The organism is Ruegeria sp. CF3 (genome assembly GCF_056537365.1).
This window is the reverse complement of the sequence record NZ_JBQFRK010000006.1, coordinates 15,368-30,198: the sequence shown is the minus strand read 5'-3', so window position 1 is coordinate 30,198 and position 14,831 is coordinate 15,368. Positions and strand designations below refer to the sequence as shown.

The window sequence follows — 14,831 nt, the reverse complement described above, 5'->3', positions numbered from 1 at the left end:
TTATTCGATCCCGAAATACGCGCGCGAAATGTCTTCGCGCGAAACGGTGTTAGACGCGCTTTCCAGCGAAACGCGCCCCTCCTGCAGGCAATAGACCCGGCTCGAGACCGACAGTGCCTTGGTTATGTCCTGTTCGACGATGATCGCGCTCATGCCCTCACCGATGATGCCGGGCAAAGCCTCGTAGATGTCTTTGATAATGATCGGTGCCAATCCAAGGCTGATTTCGTCAAACAGGATTAGATCTGGATTGGCCATCAATGCGCGCCCGATGGCGACCATCTGCTGTTGACCGCCTGAAAGCGATGTTGATGCCTGATCTTTGCGCTCTTCGAGGATCGGGAACAGATCATAGACAGCTTTCAGATCCCAAGGGCCTGAGCGACCAACTTGGGCTCCGATCATCAGGTTTTCTTTGACTGACAAAGATGGGAATAACTGGCGACCTTCTGGAACCATGGCAAGGCCAAGTTCTGCAACCTCGTCTGCGCGAAGCCGGCTGATATCCTGACCTTGATAGTGAATCTGATCCACTCCGTTCGTCAGCAACCCGGTGATTGACCGCATCAGGGTCGTCTTGCCTGCGCCGTTTGCACCAATGATTGCCAGAACTTCTCCCTCGCCGACGTCCAATTCGACATCATAAAGCGCTTGGAAATCGCCGTAATAGGAGTTCAAACCGCGTGTCTGAAGAATTGAGTCAGGCATCGGCTTCGATCCCCAGATAGATTTCTTTGACTTCCGCGCTTTCCATGATTGCCTGCGGCTCGCCCTCGGCGATCTTCTTTCCGAAATCGATGACGATCAGGCGGTCAACGACGGCCAGCAGGGCGTGCACAACATGTTCGATCCAGATAATTGTGACACCGGACGCGTGAATATCCTTGATGGTCTGAACCAGAGACTTACACTCAGCTTCGGTCAAGCCACCTGCAATCTCATCCAACAGCAGCAGTTTGGGTTTGGCGCAAAGCGCGCGTATCAGTTCCAGGCGTTTGCGTTCCAACAAAGTCAGGCTGCCCGCTAGAACGTTTGCCTTGGGCAGCAGCTCCGTTTGGTCCAGAACCTCCAGACAAAAGCGCTCAGCCTGATGCCCATGCAAGCCAGCTGATTGCGTGGCGGCGATCATAGCGTTTTCGAAAACAGTCATGCCCGAAAACGGCTGCGGAACCTGAAAAGAACGCGCGATGCCTGCATGGCTCCGCTTTGCGGCGCTCCATTTAGTGACGTTCTGCCCATTGAATTCTATCACCCCGGAATTCGATTTGAGCGTCCCGGTGATCAGATTGAACATCGAGGTTTTGCCGGCACCGTTGGGACCTATGACCCCGAGTGCTTCGCCTTGCTGGATCTCATAGCTCATAGCATCGGCAACAGTGACCGCGCCAAATGCCTTGCTCAGGTCTTGGAGTCTCAAGATTGTCGTCATGCTTCTCTCGGATAGAGGGTTCGGCGCCAAGATCGGCGCCGAACGTCTAGTCAGCCCAGCAGCTTCATATCTGCCGTGACCGGAACTTCGGGCGCGGTGCTGTTTGCTACGATTTGCAGCTCATAGGCGTCTCCGGACTTCTGCCACTGGCCACCGACCAACGGAGTTTTGGTGACGTTGTTCATCGGCCCATCACCCCAGTTCACCGGCCCCACAATTGTGTTCAGGTTGGTGGATGTGATTGCCGAAATGATCGAAGACGGGTCTTCCAGATCATCCGCTCTTTTGATGACATCCGCGACGACCTCGAACAAAGCGTGTTTAAAGCCAAGCGGCTGAGTCCATGGACGGCCCGACTCTGCCGTGTAACCCTCAGCCAGGTCTTTCGAGGTAATACCGGTCAGAGAAGACGAGAACGGATGATGTGGAGACCACCAGACCTCGGTCGACAACCCGTCCCCGCGGTCACCGAGCGATTCAATAACGGATGGGAACAGCAGTGCTTTGCCAATGGTCACGACCTTCGGGTTAAAGCCTTGCTGGGCGGCCTGGCTCCAGAACGTTGCGAAATCGGGGGGGATCATGTTGCCAGTGACGATTTCGCAGCCAGCAGCCTTGAACGCTGCGATCTGGTTTGAGAAGTCGTCGGACAGAGGCTGATAGCGACCGGGATCGGTCAGCGTATATCCAGCGGCGGCCAGCGGTTTTGGCAGTCCCAGTTCGGCGTCGCCCCAAGCATTGCCGTCGGCATCGTTGGGGAAAAGACCACCCACTGTCTTGGTCACGCCAGTTTTGTCCCACATATCAAGGAACGCTGCGATCACGTCCTCTAGGCCCCAGAAGAAGTGATAGGTCGTTTCAAACCCCTCACCCGGAACACCATTGCGACCAAAGAAGTAAGGCTGCCACGGACAGTCGGTCGTGATGCAGGGAACCTCATTAATCTCTGCCTGATCGGCGACCGGGTTTACCGTATCCGGGGTAGAAGCGGCGACAATGATATCGACCTCATCACCCAGGATCAGATCTGCGGCAACCTCGGCTGCGCGGTTCGGGTTGGACTGGCTGTCTTTTGAGATGATCTCGACATTCCAAGTCTTGCCGTTGTTCTCCATCCCGGTTGAGAACACTTGTTGGATGGCCTGAAGCACGTATTCATCAGCCTCGGCAAAACCAGCCAGCGGTCCGGTGCGCGGGCTGACATTGCCGACACGCAAGGTCGGGTTCGCAGCATAAGCACGCGTCGCCCTCAGGATTGCCGGTGCCGCAATTGCTGCCGTTGCCCCGGCGATGAAACTACGCCTGGTGGCCGTTTTGAATGTCCTTGTCATTGCGTCCTCCCTTCACCGGCCTGCCGCCAGTGTTTGATTGATCTTACAAAGTCTTTTCGAGATTTTTCAGATGTTTCGCGACACGTTGGCGAACCTGATCTGCCTCGCCCTCGGCCCATGTCCTGAACCCTTCGCCGGATTTCATGCCCAGCTTGCCCGCTTCGACAAGCGACTTAAGATAGGATGAAGGGCCCCTTTGTGCTTCAAGATCGTGCAGCACGTTTTCGTGGATATCGAGCGTCAGGTCAGTGCCGACCAGATCCGCGTTCTCCAGCGGACCAAGAACAGCAAGCCTGCGCCCGAAGCTGGACTTGATCACGGTATCGACGGCTTCGGCGTCACAAATACCGTTTTCCACCAGACTGACCGCTTCGCGCCACAACGCATGTTGAAGGCGATTGCCGATAAAGCCGGGCACATCTTTTTCGACCATAACCGGCGTTTTCCCGGCATCTTTCAGCAGATCGAACATTGTCTGTGCGATCTCAGGGTCTGTCCACTGGGTCTTGATGACCTCGACCAAAGGGATCATGTGCGGCGGGTTCCACCAATGGGTTCCCAATGCCCGTTTTTTCAGCCGCAAACCGGACATAATCTGGGTGATTGGCATGACCGAGGTATTCGACGCGAGTATGCAAGTTTCTGGTGCATGCGCCTCGATCTCTGCAAAGATCGCTTGCTTGAGCCTTAGCTTTTCGGGTGCGGCTTCGAACACAGCATCAGCGTTTCGCACAGTACCTTCCGTCGTCGCAAAAATCTCAATCATCTTGAGGGTTTTCGTGATTGTAACCTCATCATCCCCCATTGCGGCCATACTGGCGCGAATGCGGTTGGGCACGGTGACGCGCGCTTCTTCCACGGGATCGGTAATGGCGACATATTGGCCCGCCTTCGCCAAGGTAAGGGCAATGCCGTGACCCATCAGGCCAGCACCAATCACTGCCATTTGCTGTTTCTTACGCACCATCCCTTAGCCCGCCGTATATCCGCCATCGGCATGCAGGATATGCCCGGTGTAAAAATCAGATGCGCGCGACGCGAGAAACAGGAGCGGACCCGCAAGATCTTCTGGCTCACCCAGCCGCCCCTTAGGAACACGGGTCAGGAAACCATCGCGCACTGCCTTCGCTTCGTCGGTGTCTTCAAACATCCAAGCCGTCAAAGGCGAACGGAACACTGTCGGTGCGATCGCGTTGACGGTGATCCCTGTCGGACCCAGCTCACATCCCAAGGCTTTGGTTATCCCGTTCACGGCGGCCTTTGACGCGCAATACGCCGTGTATCCGGCAGGGTGCCCAAGGATGCTGCGCGCGGAACTGACGAATATGATCTTGCCATATTCGCTTTGCTTCATGTGCGCTGCCGCTGCGCGCGCCAACAGCCAGCTTTGGTTCACGTTGGCGTCCATCACTGCACCAAAGGTTTCCGGCGCCATGTCGTTGATCAGAGCAACTTTGTTCATACCGGACGCGACAACGAGAATGTCGAGCTTGCCAAAGGTGTTGACGGCCTCATCAACCAATGCGTCACACGATGCTTCATCGGTCGGTCGGGTATTGATGGTCACTACCGTTGCACCAAGTGCCTCGCACTCTTTGGCAATGTCATTGAGCGCTTCTTGGTTTCCCGCCGCCAGAACAAGGTTGCAACCAGCCCCGGCCAAGACGCGTGCCGCAACCATTCCAAATGCGCCCGAAGCTCCGGTGATCAGTGCGACGTTATCTTTTACGTCAAACATCTTGAGTGGATCAGACATTCTTTTCGTCCTTAGTTTTCTGGCGGATACGGAATGATAACCAGCATTTTGCAGGTCTGGTTCGCGCGATTTTCAATTTCGCGCGCTTCGCCCGGTGCGATCGTGCAGCTGTCCATGGGTCTAAGGGTGGTTTCTGTGCCGTCAACGATGACGGTCATTTCGCCCTCCAGAACGACGTAGACTTTCTCGAACGGAGTGGAATCCGGCCCGGCACCACCGCCCGGCAGGAACTGGCTGAAGCCAATCCACTGATTTGTCGGCCCGCCTTCCTCAAACCCTTGTAAGCGCAACCCATGACATCCAAAATGGTTCGGTGCTTCGTAGGGCTGGGCGTCTATAAACCGCTTCAGATGCATGTCCATCTCCGCTCAGGTTTAATGGCGGCCGCCGGTGAACCGGCGACCGGTCCGTGAGTGTTCAGAAATCTTCACCAGCCTCGATGCGGTAGGATTGGTTCTTGTCGATCATCGCAACCAGTCGGATGATGCAGCCGTCGCCACGGTCCCAATTCCACGGAAAGAACGCGAAGGTACACCGCTTGCCGGTCACCGCATCCAGATCCCCACCAACATTTTCGATGCCGAGAATGCCTTTGGAAAACAGCATATTGTGAACCGGTTCCCACTCAGGGAAATCAACCTCCCATGGCGTGCCGCCTGACCACTCAAGATACTCTTTTTCGAGGTGTGGCATGATCGGACCGTTTCGCTGCGGACCGATGGCAGTTGCCAGCGGGTGATCGTTCGCTTGGGTATCGTGGCCAACGACTTTCACACCTTTCTCGATCATCCACTCGGCAGCAGAAGGAACGAGACCCGGGCAATAAGCAAAATAGTCACCGTCTTCGTACTGCTTATGCCAACCGGTGTTGATGATCAGAACGTCGCCCTTACGGATTGAGTGCCCGCAAGCCTTCTCCAGATCATCTCCCGTGATTTGCTCCCACTTCTTCTTGGGAACCGAGACTACCAATCCCGAACCGAAGAAATGCGGCAGCGGCACCTCGTCGATGAACGGCGTTCCCTGAACAACATGGGCCGGTGCATCAATATGAGTGGTAACGTGCATCGTCGTCGTAATCGTCTGAGACAACACGCCTGACTTGGCCATGTAGTGCTTTCGGTCGATCTGGACGTCCTTGAAATACGGCCAGTTGGGGCACTGAAACCCGTATCTGTGGCTCAGGTTATAAAACTCAAGCCCCATGTCGTTGTCGGTGTTTGCCTGAAACTCAATGCCACGGATTTCGACCATTGGGCACATCTCCTTTGTTCGCCGACAACGCGGCGGTGTTCGCTTTTCAATTGTCTGGGTGGCCTCCCCACCTGTCCCGTATGATGATGCATACGCACCGCATTATGGTCAACCAAAAAACTCACTATACGGTTGACTTGCACCGCATTGTGATACAACACTAAAAAATCGCTAGGTATCCAAAACTACGATACCAAGACAGGATGAGGTAGGTTAAATGTCTGAAAAAGCGGATAAAGGTGGCATTCAGGTTATTTCCAGAGCGGCCTCGATTTTGCGTGTTCTGAAAGAAAACCAATCCGGAATGAGCTTGGGGAAAATCGCCGAGCGTGTTGACCTGCCCCGCTCTACGGTACAGAGAATCACAAGCGCTCTTGCCGAAGAAAACCTTGTCATAGCGGAGGCTAATGGGGGTGGTTTGAGGCTCGGTCCCGAACTAAGCGCTCTCGCGGGCGCGGCGCAGTACAGCATCGTCGAACACTGCCGTCTGCTTTTGACGGAACTGACCCAAAAGACCGGGGAAACCACAGACCTAGCCGTCATGCGCGGTATCGGCATGGTTTTCTTAGATCAGGTCCCAGGCGTCTATCGATTGACGACCGTTTCGCAAGTAGGCGAGGTTTTTCCGCTGACCACCACTGCAAATGGGAAAGCTTGTCTCGCTCAACTCGATGAAGGAGATGCGACAAAGCTTATTCAGAACGAATGGGAACGGAACGGTATCCAAAGGAATTTGGATGAGTTCCTTTCCGAATTAAATACAGTCCGCGAACAGGGCCTTGCCTATGATTTGGACGAACATTCTGCTGGTGTATCGGCTATCGGGTTTTCTTTTGTCGACTGGGTGGGAGACCTGCACGCGATCTCAATTCCAGTACCAACGACGCGATTTGCACGGCAAAGAGCAACCATCGAACAAGCGCTAATTGAGACGTCCACAAACATTCAACAAACTTTCCAGTGAGCAAAATAAGCTGATTTGGGACAGGTTGAAGTCGATGAACTACCTTTTCTAACAGTCCGCACTTCTGTCGGGGAAAGTCCAAACATTCCGCCTACCGGATGGCTGTTAGTTCAACATGGCCGCCAAGATTGATATCCGCCTCGAATTGCGATTTTCACAACCATTGGGTGTTTGCTGGCGTCATACCCAACCACGATCGTCATTGAAGCGGTTTTATGAGAAACGATCTTTGGTTGGGTTATGGCCGTTATGTGGAACAAGTGCGAAAGGCTGCCTCGGCGGACAAAACCGACATTTGCTTTATCTGGCTGAATGACGCCTTAAATCCCCGCCGCGGACATTCAAATTTCGGTAGATTGTGCGAATATGAATGCTCCGTCCGCTTCGACGGTTTAAACGTTAGCCGCGCACACCATTAGCGTCGCGCTTGCCGCGTTGATGGCCAGCGCAGTGTTATACAGCGTGGCCGGTCGTAGCAGCGACTTCTCATCCACATCATGAGGCAGTGCAGAAAGCGGGTCGATGAAAAAGAGCAGCGCATCAAGGCGCCTTAAGCGATCATCGCACCGATTTGCGCGTCACCTCCGAGAAGACCATTTTTCAAACAGGTGATCTATGACCCGACTTCGGTAGCGATACGCCTCCCGGTCGTGCCGATGCCGGACAATTCCATTACGGCCACCTTAGGTTTTCGTATGCGTCTCAGGGGCATTCTAGCAGACCTAGAAAACTCTTGGATCGGCCCTAAGCAGTCATCTGAAAACAGTCTTCGATGCTGCGCAGCGGCGCGCCAAAGAAGACATTCGCGGTCAACGCGAAATTCGAACACCGGGGAGGTCTTGAGCGTAGAGCGACGCCATCCTCGGACTGAACCGCCAGAACCGTCAACCAAGCTTAACCAGATAGGTGGTGTCGAGCGAAGGGATCCCGCGTGTTCTTTAAAAGCCAACCTAAGCACACCGCTGTAATACTCGAGAACCGCGATTCTATCCCAGTAGTTCTTGCAGGGAATTCTTCGTTTTGTCGTGACTCAATTTCGAATGCTCGGCGATTAAATCAGCCAACTCTGGCCGGCATGAACCGCAGTTCGTTCCCGCACTAAGGGCGTCTCCGATATCGTCGACATTGATCAAACGCTTGTCGTGAATGGCGCGGATAAGGGTTTTTAGCCCGACTTCGAAACACGAACAGACGATTGGGCCGCAGTCCTCAGAATCAACAGATGAATGGCCAGACAGAATCTGCTGAGGCGTTACCTCAGGCAAAGTTGCCAAATAGTCTCGCATCAGGGTGATAGGTCGGCGCGAGACGAAGAGCACTGCCAGAATGCGCTGACCGTCTGACAGCGCAATTCTATAAGAGCCGCGTTTGGGATCTTCTACTGAAGTAGCCGTTGCATCCGGTAAACTAAACCAAACGCGAGCGGTCTTTTCCCAGTCTTCAATAATCTGGTTCCCTGCCAACTCCATCCTGTAGCCGTTGGTTGTTCTGGCTGTCGCCGAATACTCTGCTTCAGGGAACGCTGCATCGGCTGAAACGGCGAAACCGTACCATGCTGCTCTCATACGTCGAACAGATACCGCTGTTGATTTGCTTTCCGGCTGACCAGAAATCGGGTCAGTTACACTGGGAATTATCTCGTTTACACGGGCCGACGGTGCCGTTTCTCCGGTCCAATGAATGGGCGCAAACACATTGCCACGCGCAATAGATTCCGTAATGCGAAGCCGAAATATGCCGCTGCCGACTGAACTACTAACTTCGACCAAATCGACAGGACCAAGCCCCATTTGATCAACGTCCTTTGGGTTCATTTCCAAATAGGGCTCGGCAAGGTGGGCCGATAAGCGAGGCGATAATCCGGATCGGGTCATGGTGTGCCACTGATCCCGATTTCTCCCTGTGTTCAACATGAAAGGGTAGCGTTTTGATGGCTCTGCCTTGGGCGTTCGATGGGTGACCGGCACAAACCGCGCCTTGCCATCAGGATGAAAAAACTGCCCGTCCCCGAAGAAACGACCGTCAGTTTTCCGCGATGCCGTGGGCCATCGTGTCGGGCACATCGCATCATAATCTTCGTCGTTGATGTCCGAAAAGCCAGCAATCTCAAAGTCTTTGCCAAATGAGACGGCAAGCGAGGACATGTTCGCATATTCCCTAAAAATCTGCGCTGCAGACTCATAGCTGAAGGCCTCGGCCCAACCCATGCGGCGGCCAACCTCGGCCAAGATATCCCAATCCGCACGTGCCTGTCCCGGAGGGGTCAGAACGGCTCGTTGCCTGCTGATCATGCGGTCGGAATTGGTTATTGTGCCGCTTTTTTCGCCCCATCCTGCTGCTGGAAGCAATACGTCTGCGAGACGCGCGGTGTCTGTTTGGGCAGTCAGGTCGCTTACAACGGTGAATGGGCAGTTTTTGATCGCCGTCTTGACTCGATCGGCGTCCGGCATCGTGGCCGCTGGATTGGTGTGGATGATCCAAAGTGCTTTGATCTGTCCATCTTTAACGGCGCGAAACATGTCGACAGCTTTGAGCCCCTGCTTTTCTGGCAGGATGGGCGCTTTCCAAAAGTCCCGGACGGCTGCTCTGTGGGCCTCGTTTTCGATATCCAGGTGACACGCAAGCATGTTGGCCAGACCGCCGACCTCTCGACCACCCATGGCGTTTGGTTGACCGGTAACCGAGAACGGGCCCATCCCTGTGCGTCCGATGCGTCCCGTAGCCAGATGGCAGTTCAGGATCGAGTTGACTTTGTCTGTTCCGCTGGAGGATTGGTTTACGCCTTGACTGAAAATCGTAACAACCCGCTCGGTTCCAATCCACAGATCGCAAAACGCTTCGATTTCACCTGGGGTAAGTCCGGTCTCATCCGGATCATCAAGCTGTGCGAGTTCGAGGGCTTCAGTGTACCCTACGCTGCGATCCAGAAAATCCGGTGCCACATGCCCCGATTGGTGAATTCTGCTCAGCAAGCGGTTGAACAATGCCACGTCACTGCCGGGTTGCAACGCCAGATGGAGATCGGCCTGATCGCAGCTTGCAGTTCGACGTGGATCGACAACCACAATCTTCGTACCGCGCGCCTGACGCGCAGCTATGACGCGTTGATAGAGAACGGGATGGCACCATGCGAGGTTTGAGCCAACCAAGACAACCAAATCAGCCTCATCCAGATCCTCATAAGTCCCGGGCACGGTATCTGTGCCAAAGGCGCGTTTGTGTCCGGCCACAGTTGACGCCATACACAGTCGAGAATTGGTGTCGATGTTGGCCGACCCCATAAAACCCTTCATCAGCTTGTTGGCGACGTAATAATCCTCTGTCAGCAACTGCCCCGAGACGTAAAATGCCACGCTGTCCGGTCCATGGTTCTTGATTGCGGCAGAAAACCGATCTGCGACCAGTTGCAGCGCGTTGTCCCAGCTTGTGTCTCGGCCGAAGGCGCGAGGAGCCAGCAACCGATGTTCCAGCCCAACTGTTTCGCCCAAAGCCAATCCTTTCGAGCACAAACGCCCAAAATTCGCTGGATGATCCGGATCGCCGCGAACGGTCAAGCCTCCGGCCCCATCGGGCCGCAGAAGCACACCGCAGCCGACCCCGCAATAGGCGCAAGTCGAGCGAACTTCAGGCAGACCACTTCCGTCCATCAGGCGGCGCTCCGCCGGGTAACTGCGCTGTCGTCTAACAGGATACGGTCGTCTTCAATGCGCACGGGATAGATGGTGATGCGGCCATCATCCGCGCCTTGCGCCTCACCCGTATTCAGGTCAAATACCCAATTGTGCAAAGGACAGGTCACCGACTGCCCGTGCACGATACCCTCAGACAAAGGACCGCCCTGGTGCGGACAGCTGTTGGTCGCGGCATAGACCTCCACCTCGGCAGTACGGAAGACAGCGATGCAGCCGATATGCGTCTTGACCAGACGCGCCCCACGCAAGGGAACCTCGTCGATATGTCCGATGTCGATCCAGCTCATTCTGCGGCCTCCAGTGTGAAATCTGCAATTGGCGCGTAAGTTTGCGCTTTTTCTTTGACGTGTTCGGCCCAGGGGTCTTTGCGGTAGATGTTTTGCGACAGTTCGAACCGCGCGACGAGGGCCGCGCGATTTTCATGGTCGTCCACGACCTGCACCTTGACCCAGTCCATGCCCACCTTACCCAGCCATTTATATAAACGGTCCAGATACTTGCCGCCTTCTCGATAGGCCTGCGTGACGGCCATCACGATCTCGATCGCTTCTTCTTCGGTGGGAATCTGACAGAGTAGCTCGGTCTCTTTGACATCCATCCCTGCGGCCCCACCGATGCTGATCTGATAGCCAGATTCGACGCAGACTACGCCGATGTCCTTGCAGGTCGCCTCGGCACAGTTTCGAGGGCAGCCAGATACGGCCAGCTTCAGCTTGTGCGGCGTCCACGACCCCCACAGGATTCTTTCAAGCTTTATGCCAAGCCCGGTGCTGTCCTGAGTACCAAACCGGCAATGATCGGTGCCGACGCAGGTTTTGACCGTGCGCAGACCTTTGGAATAGGCGTGGCCAGAGACCAGCCCGGCTTTGTTCAGGTCTGACCACATGGCGGGCAGATCTTCGCCTTTGACGCCCAGTAGATCGATCCGCTGACCGCCCGTGACCTTGACGGTGGGAACATCGTATTTATCCGCCGCATCTGCAATGGCGCGCAGTTCGTCGGGCGTGGTGATCCCACCCCACATACGCGGTACAACGCTGAACGTGCCATCCTTCTGGATGTTGGCGTGTTTGCGTTCATTGACGAAACGGCTTTGTGGGTCGTCTTGGTATTCCAACGGCCAGTCGGCCAGCAGGTAGTAGTTGATCGCGGGCCTACAGACATGGCAGCCATTGGGCGTCGTCCAACCCAGTTCCTGCCAAACGGCAGCCTGACTTTTTAACTCCTGCCCTTTGATCAGGCGTCGCACATCCTCATGAGTCAGGTCGGTGCATCCGCAGACCGGCTGCGCGGCAGGCATCTGGAACGCGTCGCCCAGAGTGACCTGCAACAATTGCTCAACCAATCCTGTGCAAGTTCCGCAGGATGCGCTAGCCTTTGTGGTCGTGCGCACCGCGCCCAGATCACCCGCCCCCGCATTGATCGCCTCGACGATGTCACCTTTGCATACGCCGTTGCAGCCGCAAATCTCCGCCTCATGCGGCAATGCTGCAACGGCTGAGAGAGGGTCCGCAGTGTCGCCCCCCTGATATGCGGGTCCAAAGATCAGCGTCTCGCGCATTTCTTCTACGCTGGCGCCGTCTTTGATGAGGCCAAAGAACCAGCTGCCATCAGTGGTGTCACCATACATGACCGCGCCGACCAGCCGATCCTCTTCAATCACAAGCCGTTTGTAGACCCCGCGCGAGGGGTCGCGGAACACGATATCCTCGCGCCCCGGCCCATCCGCAAAATCCCCCGCACTGAACAGATCGCAGCCGGTGACCTTCAACTTGGTCGATAGGGTTTTCTGAGCAAACGCAGCCTCTTCACCCAACAAAGCCTGCGCAGCCACTTTCGCCTGATCGTAAAGCGGCGCGACAAGACCGAAGACCGCCCCGTCATGTTCGACGCATTCACCTACCGCAAAGACATCCGAATCCGAAGTCAGCATCTGGTCATCCACATGGATACCGCGCCCGGTGGCCAGCCCAGCCTCTTGCGCCAGAGCTGTGTTGGGGCGGATACCCACGGCCATGACAAGCAGATCACAGGGCAATTCGGTCCCGTCGTCCAGAAGCAGCGCGCGGACCTTTCCGTCCTGTCCGAGGATTTCTTTAGAGTTCGCCTGCAGGCAAATCCTGATGCCTTTGTCTTCCAGCGATTTCTTCAGCAGGTAGCCTGCGGCCTCGTCCAGCTGTCGCTCCATCAGGTGACCCATGATATGCACCACCGTCACGTCAACGCCATGGGCAGCCATACCCGCGGCGGCCTCGAGCCCCAGCAAGCCGCCGCCAATCACGACCACCTTGTTGTCAGGGCCCATGCCCATCATCTGCATGGTGTCTTCCAGATCGCGGTAGGCAATCACGCCCTCCAGATCATGCCCTGGCAGAGGGATCATGAACGGGTTAGATCCGGTCGCAATCACCAGCTTGTCATAGGGAACGTGGCCGTTCTGACCTTCGACCACCTTCATCTCGCGGTCGATCTTCGCGACCTTTTCACCAAAGCGGCAGGCAATGCCCCGCGCGGCATACCACGCGTCGTCATGGGTGACGATCTCGTCATAGGTTTTCTCGCCCGACAGCACTGGGCTGAGCATGATGCGGTTGTAGTTCCCGCGCGGCTCGGCATTGAACAGGGTGATTTCGAACGTATCCGGCGCGGCTTCGGTCAGGTGTTCCAACACCCGGCCTGAGGCCATACCCGCGCCTATGACAACAAGTCTTTGCTTCATGATTTCACTCCGCTGCAATCGCCTTGGGGGCGGGTGTTTTTGGCTTGGCGCCATGTTCATATTCTTCGAGGAAATCGAGGACTTCCTGCCGGTAAGCATAGTAATCCGGGTGCTCCAGCAGCGCTTTGCGCGTGCGCGGACGCGGCAGCTCAACCTTGGTGATCTTGCCGATCGTTGCCTGCGGACCGTTGGTCATCATCACCACGCGATCGGCCAGTAAGATCGCCTCATCCACGTCGTGGGTAACGCAGATCGCAGTGACCTTGGTGCGGGACCAGACCTCCATCAGGACTTCCTGTAATTCCCATCGGGTCAGGCTGTCGAGCATCCCAAAGGGCTCGTCCAGCAACAGCAGCTTGGGGGACAGGGCAAAGGCGCGGGCGATACCGACGCGTTGCTTCATGCCGTTCGACAAGTCGGAGGCGGATTTGTCCATCGCGTCAGCCAAACCGACGCGTTCCAGATAGTATTCAACAACATCTTGCCGCTCGGCAATGCTGGCCTTTGGATAGACCTTGTCCACCCCAATCGCGACGTTCTCCTTGGCGGTTAACCATGGGAACAGGTTGGGGGATTGGAACACCACCGCGCGTTCGGGATCGGCCCCTTCGACGTGACGGCCATCCAGCTTGATCGCACCCTTCGAGATGTCGTTCAGCCCCGCCGCCATGGTCAAAACCGTGGACTTGCCACAACCCGAATGGCCGATCAGCGAGATGAACTCGCCCTTGTCGATCTTCAGTTCGAAATCCTCGACCACGGTCAGAGGGCCTTTGGGCGTCGGATACACCTTGTGAAGCTGCGAGAAGTCGAGGAAGCGGTTCTCGATCAGCCCCTTTTGCGCCTCGGCCACCGCCGTTGGAACACCGTGGATTGGGGTGACATCCGGGAGGATACGCGAGCCTTCGACCTTGGCCTCGATCCCCACATCCATCAGGTATTTGGTGACGTCCGCGCGCAGGCGTTTGAAAGTCTCGTCATTGTTCATGGCTCCACGGTCCCGAGGGCGCAGGATTGAGACAGGGAATTCCTGCCCCAGCGTGCCATCCGGGTTCAGGGCAATGATACGGTCGGCCAGAATGATCGCCTCATCAACGTCATTGGTGATGAGGACACAAGTTTTCTTGTCAGCTTCCCAAATATGTTCGATCTCATCGGCCAGATTGGCGCGGGTCAGCGCGTCGAGCGCCGACAGAGGCTCATCCAGCAACAAAACTTCGGGGTTCATCGACAACGCACGCGCCACATTGACCCGCTGGCGCATCCCACCCGACAGCTCTGCCGGGCGGCGGGTCGCGGCGTGACTGAGGCCGACCATCTTGACGTAATGCGCGACTTTTTCGGCCTTCTCGGTCTTGCTGAGACCCGGAAATACCGTATCCACCGCCAACCCCACATTGCCACTGACCGTCAGCCAGGGCATCAGCGAGTAGTTCTGGAAGATCACGCCACGCTCAGGGCCCGGCCCTTTGATCGGAGTGCCTTTGAAGGTGACCTCTCCGCCGGTTGGGGTGTCCAGCCCGGCCATTAGATTGATAAGGGTGGTTTTGCCGGTGCCGGAAAAACCGAGGATCACCAGAAACTCACCCTCTTGCACGTTCAGATCGATGCCTTTCAACACATCCGTGCGCGCGGTGCCTTCACCGAAGGATTTCGAGACGTTCTTGAAACTTAGGATGCTCATCG

At 56.0% G+C, this 14,831-nt stretch carries 12 protein-coding genes; 1 reads left to right on the top strand and 11 read right to left on the bottom strand.

Annotated features, from left to right (window positions below; all coding sequences use genetic code 11):
* The 7 genes from ACR0KC_RS17765 to ACR0KC_RS17735 all read right to left on the bottom strand — a co-directional run bounded on the left by ACR0KC_RS17765 (position 1) and on the right by ACR0KC_RS17735 (position 5,770).
* A complete protein-coding gene (locus ACR0KC_RS17765; RefSeq protein WP_480707263.1) occupies positions 1–708 on the bottom strand; it encodes an ABC transporter ATP-binding protein in 708 nt (235 codons plus the stop codon).
* Positions 701–1,429, bottom strand: coding sequence for an ABC transporter ATP-binding protein (locus tag ACR0KC_RS17760; RefSeq protein ID WP_480707261.1), 729 nt, complete (start codon positions 1,427–1,429; stop codon positions 701–703). Before ACR0KC_RS17760 ends, ACR0KC_RS17765 begins: the two co-directional genes overlap by 8 nt.
* A gap of 50 nt (positions 1,430–1,479) precedes the next feature.
* A complete protein-coding gene (locus ACR0KC_RS17755) occupies positions 1,480–2,760 on the bottom strand; it encodes an ABC transporter substrate-binding protein (RefSeq protein ID WP_170609926.1) in 1,281 nt (426 codons plus the stop codon).
* 43 nt (positions 2,761–2,803) lie between these two features.
* Positions 2,804–3,706, bottom strand: a complete 903-nt coding sequence (locus ACR0KC_RS17750; RefSeq protein WP_480707259.1) for a 3-hydroxyacyl-CoA dehydrogenase family protein — start codon at positions 3,704–3,706, stop codon at positions 2,804–2,806.
* Positions 3,707–3,730: 24 nt separating this feature from the next.
* On the bottom strand, positions 3,731–4,516 hold the full coding sequence (locus tag ACR0KC_RS17745) for an SDR family NAD(P)-dependent oxidoreductase (protein ID WP_480707258.1): 786 nt from the start codon (positions 4,514–4,516) through the stop codon (positions 3,731–3,733).
* An 11-nt stretch (positions 4,517–4,527) separates the two neighbouring features.
* On the bottom strand, positions 4,528–4,872 hold the full coding sequence (locus tag ACR0KC_RS17740; protein ID WP_480707256.1) for a cupin domain-containing protein: 345 nt from the start codon (positions 4,870–4,872) through the stop codon (positions 4,528–4,530).
* A 61-nt stretch (positions 4,873–4,933) separates the two neighbouring features.
* Positions 4,934–5,770, bottom strand: a complete 837-nt coding sequence (locus ACR0KC_RS17735) for a cyclase family protein (RefSeq protein ID WP_480707254.1) — start codon at positions 5,768–5,770, stop codon at positions 4,934–4,936.
* 217 nt (positions 5,771–5,987) lie between these two features.
* Here ACR0KC_RS17735 and ACR0KC_RS17730 point away from each other — a divergent pair, with 217 nt between their 5' ends.
* The gene (locus ACR0KC_RS17730) at positions 5,988–6,734 is read left to right on the top strand and encodes an IclR family transcriptional regulator (RefSeq protein WP_480772060.1); all 747 of its coding nucleotides are present in this window, start codon (positions 5,988–5,990) and stop codon (positions 6,732–6,734) included.
* Between the two features lie 986 nt (positions 6,735–7,720).
* On the opposite strand, the gene ACR0KC_RS17725 is transcribed toward ACR0KC_RS17730, so the two are convergent.
* From ACR0KC_RS17725 to ACR0KC_RS17710, 4 genes are read right to left on the bottom strand one after another with little or no spacing between them, the layout of a single operon-like run.
* A complete protein-coding gene (locus ACR0KC_RS17725) occupies positions 7,721–10,381 on the bottom strand; it encodes a molybdopterin-dependent oxidoreductase (protein WP_480772059.1) in 2,661 nt (886 codons plus the stop codon).
* The gene (nirD, locus tag ACR0KC_RS17720) at positions 10,381–10,713 is read right to left on the bottom strand and encodes a nitrite reductase small subunit NirD (protein ID WP_480772058.1); all 333 of its coding nucleotides are present in this window, start codon (positions 10,711–10,713) and stop codon (positions 10,381–10,383) included. The genes ACR0KC_RS17725 and nirD overlap by 1 nt, the downstream gene beginning before the upstream one ends.
* Complete coding sequence (nirB, locus tag ACR0KC_RS17715) at positions 10,710–13,145, bottom strand: nitrite reductase large subunit NirB (protein ID WP_480707249.1); 2,436 nt, start codon at positions 13,143–13,145, stop codon at positions 10,710–10,712. The genes nirD and nirB overlap by 4 nt, the downstream gene beginning before the upstream one ends.
* Before the next feature lie 4 nt (positions 13,146–13,149).
* Positions 13,150–14,829 carry an ABC transporter ATP-binding protein gene (locus tag ACR0KC_RS17710; RefSeq protein ID WP_480772057.1) on the bottom strand — a complete coding sequence of 560 codons (1,680 nt, stop codon included), beginning with the start codon at positions 14,827–14,829 and terminating at the stop codon, positions 13,150–13,152.
* Positions 14,830–14,831: the final 2 nt, after the last annotated feature.

Excerpts from the sequence above, each read along its gene's own strand:
- ACR0KC_RS17765 (WP_480707263.1), bottom strand. The coding sequence starts at position 708 with ATGCCTGACTCAATTCTTCAGACACGCGGTTTGAACTCCTATTACGGC.
- ACR0KC_RS17760 (WP_480707261.1), bottom strand. The coding sequence starts at position 1,429 with ATGACGACAATCTTGAGACTCCAAGACCTGAGCAAGGCATTTGGCGCG.
- ACR0KC_RS17755 (WP_170609926.1), bottom strand. The coding sequence starts at position 2,760 with ATGACAAGGACATTCAAAACGGCCACCAGGCGTAGTTTCATCGCCGGG.
- ACR0KC_RS17750 (WP_480707259.1), bottom strand. The coding sequence starts at position 3,706 with ATGGCAGTGATTGGTGCTGGCCTGATGGGTCACGGCATTGCCCTTACC.
- ACR0KC_RS17745 (WP_480707258.1), bottom strand. The coding sequence starts at position 4,516 with ATGTCTGATCCACTCAAGATGTTTGACGTAAAAGATAACGTCGCACTG.
- ACR0KC_RS17740 (WP_480707256.1), bottom strand. The coding sequence starts at position 4,872 with ATGCATCTGAAGCGGTTTATAGACGCCCAGCCCTACGAAGCACCGAAC.
- ACR0KC_RS17735 (WP_480707254.1), bottom strand. The coding sequence starts at position 5,770 with ATGGTCGAAATCCGTGGCATTGAGTTTCAGGCAAACACCGACAACGAC.
- ACR0KC_RS17730 (WP_480772060.1), top strand. The coding sequence starts at position 5,988 with ATGTCTGAAAAAGCGGATAAAGGTGGCATTCAGGTTATTTCCAGAGCG.
- ACR0KC_RS17725 (WP_480772059.1), bottom strand. The coding sequence starts at position 10,381 with ATGGACGGAAGTGGTCTGCCTGAAGTTCGCTCGACTTGCGCCTATTGC.
- nirD (WP_480772058.1), bottom strand. The coding sequence starts at position 10,713 with ATGAGCTGGATCGACATCGGACATATCGACGAGGTTCCCTTGCGTGGG.
- nirB (WP_480707249.1), bottom strand. The coding sequence starts at position 13,145 with ATGAAGCAAAGACTTGTTGTCATAGGCGCGGGTATGGCCTCAGGCCGG.
- ACR0KC_RS17710 (WP_480772057.1), bottom strand. The coding sequence starts at position 14,829 with ATGAGCATCCTAAGTTTCAAGAACGTCTCGAAATCCTTCGGTGAAGGC.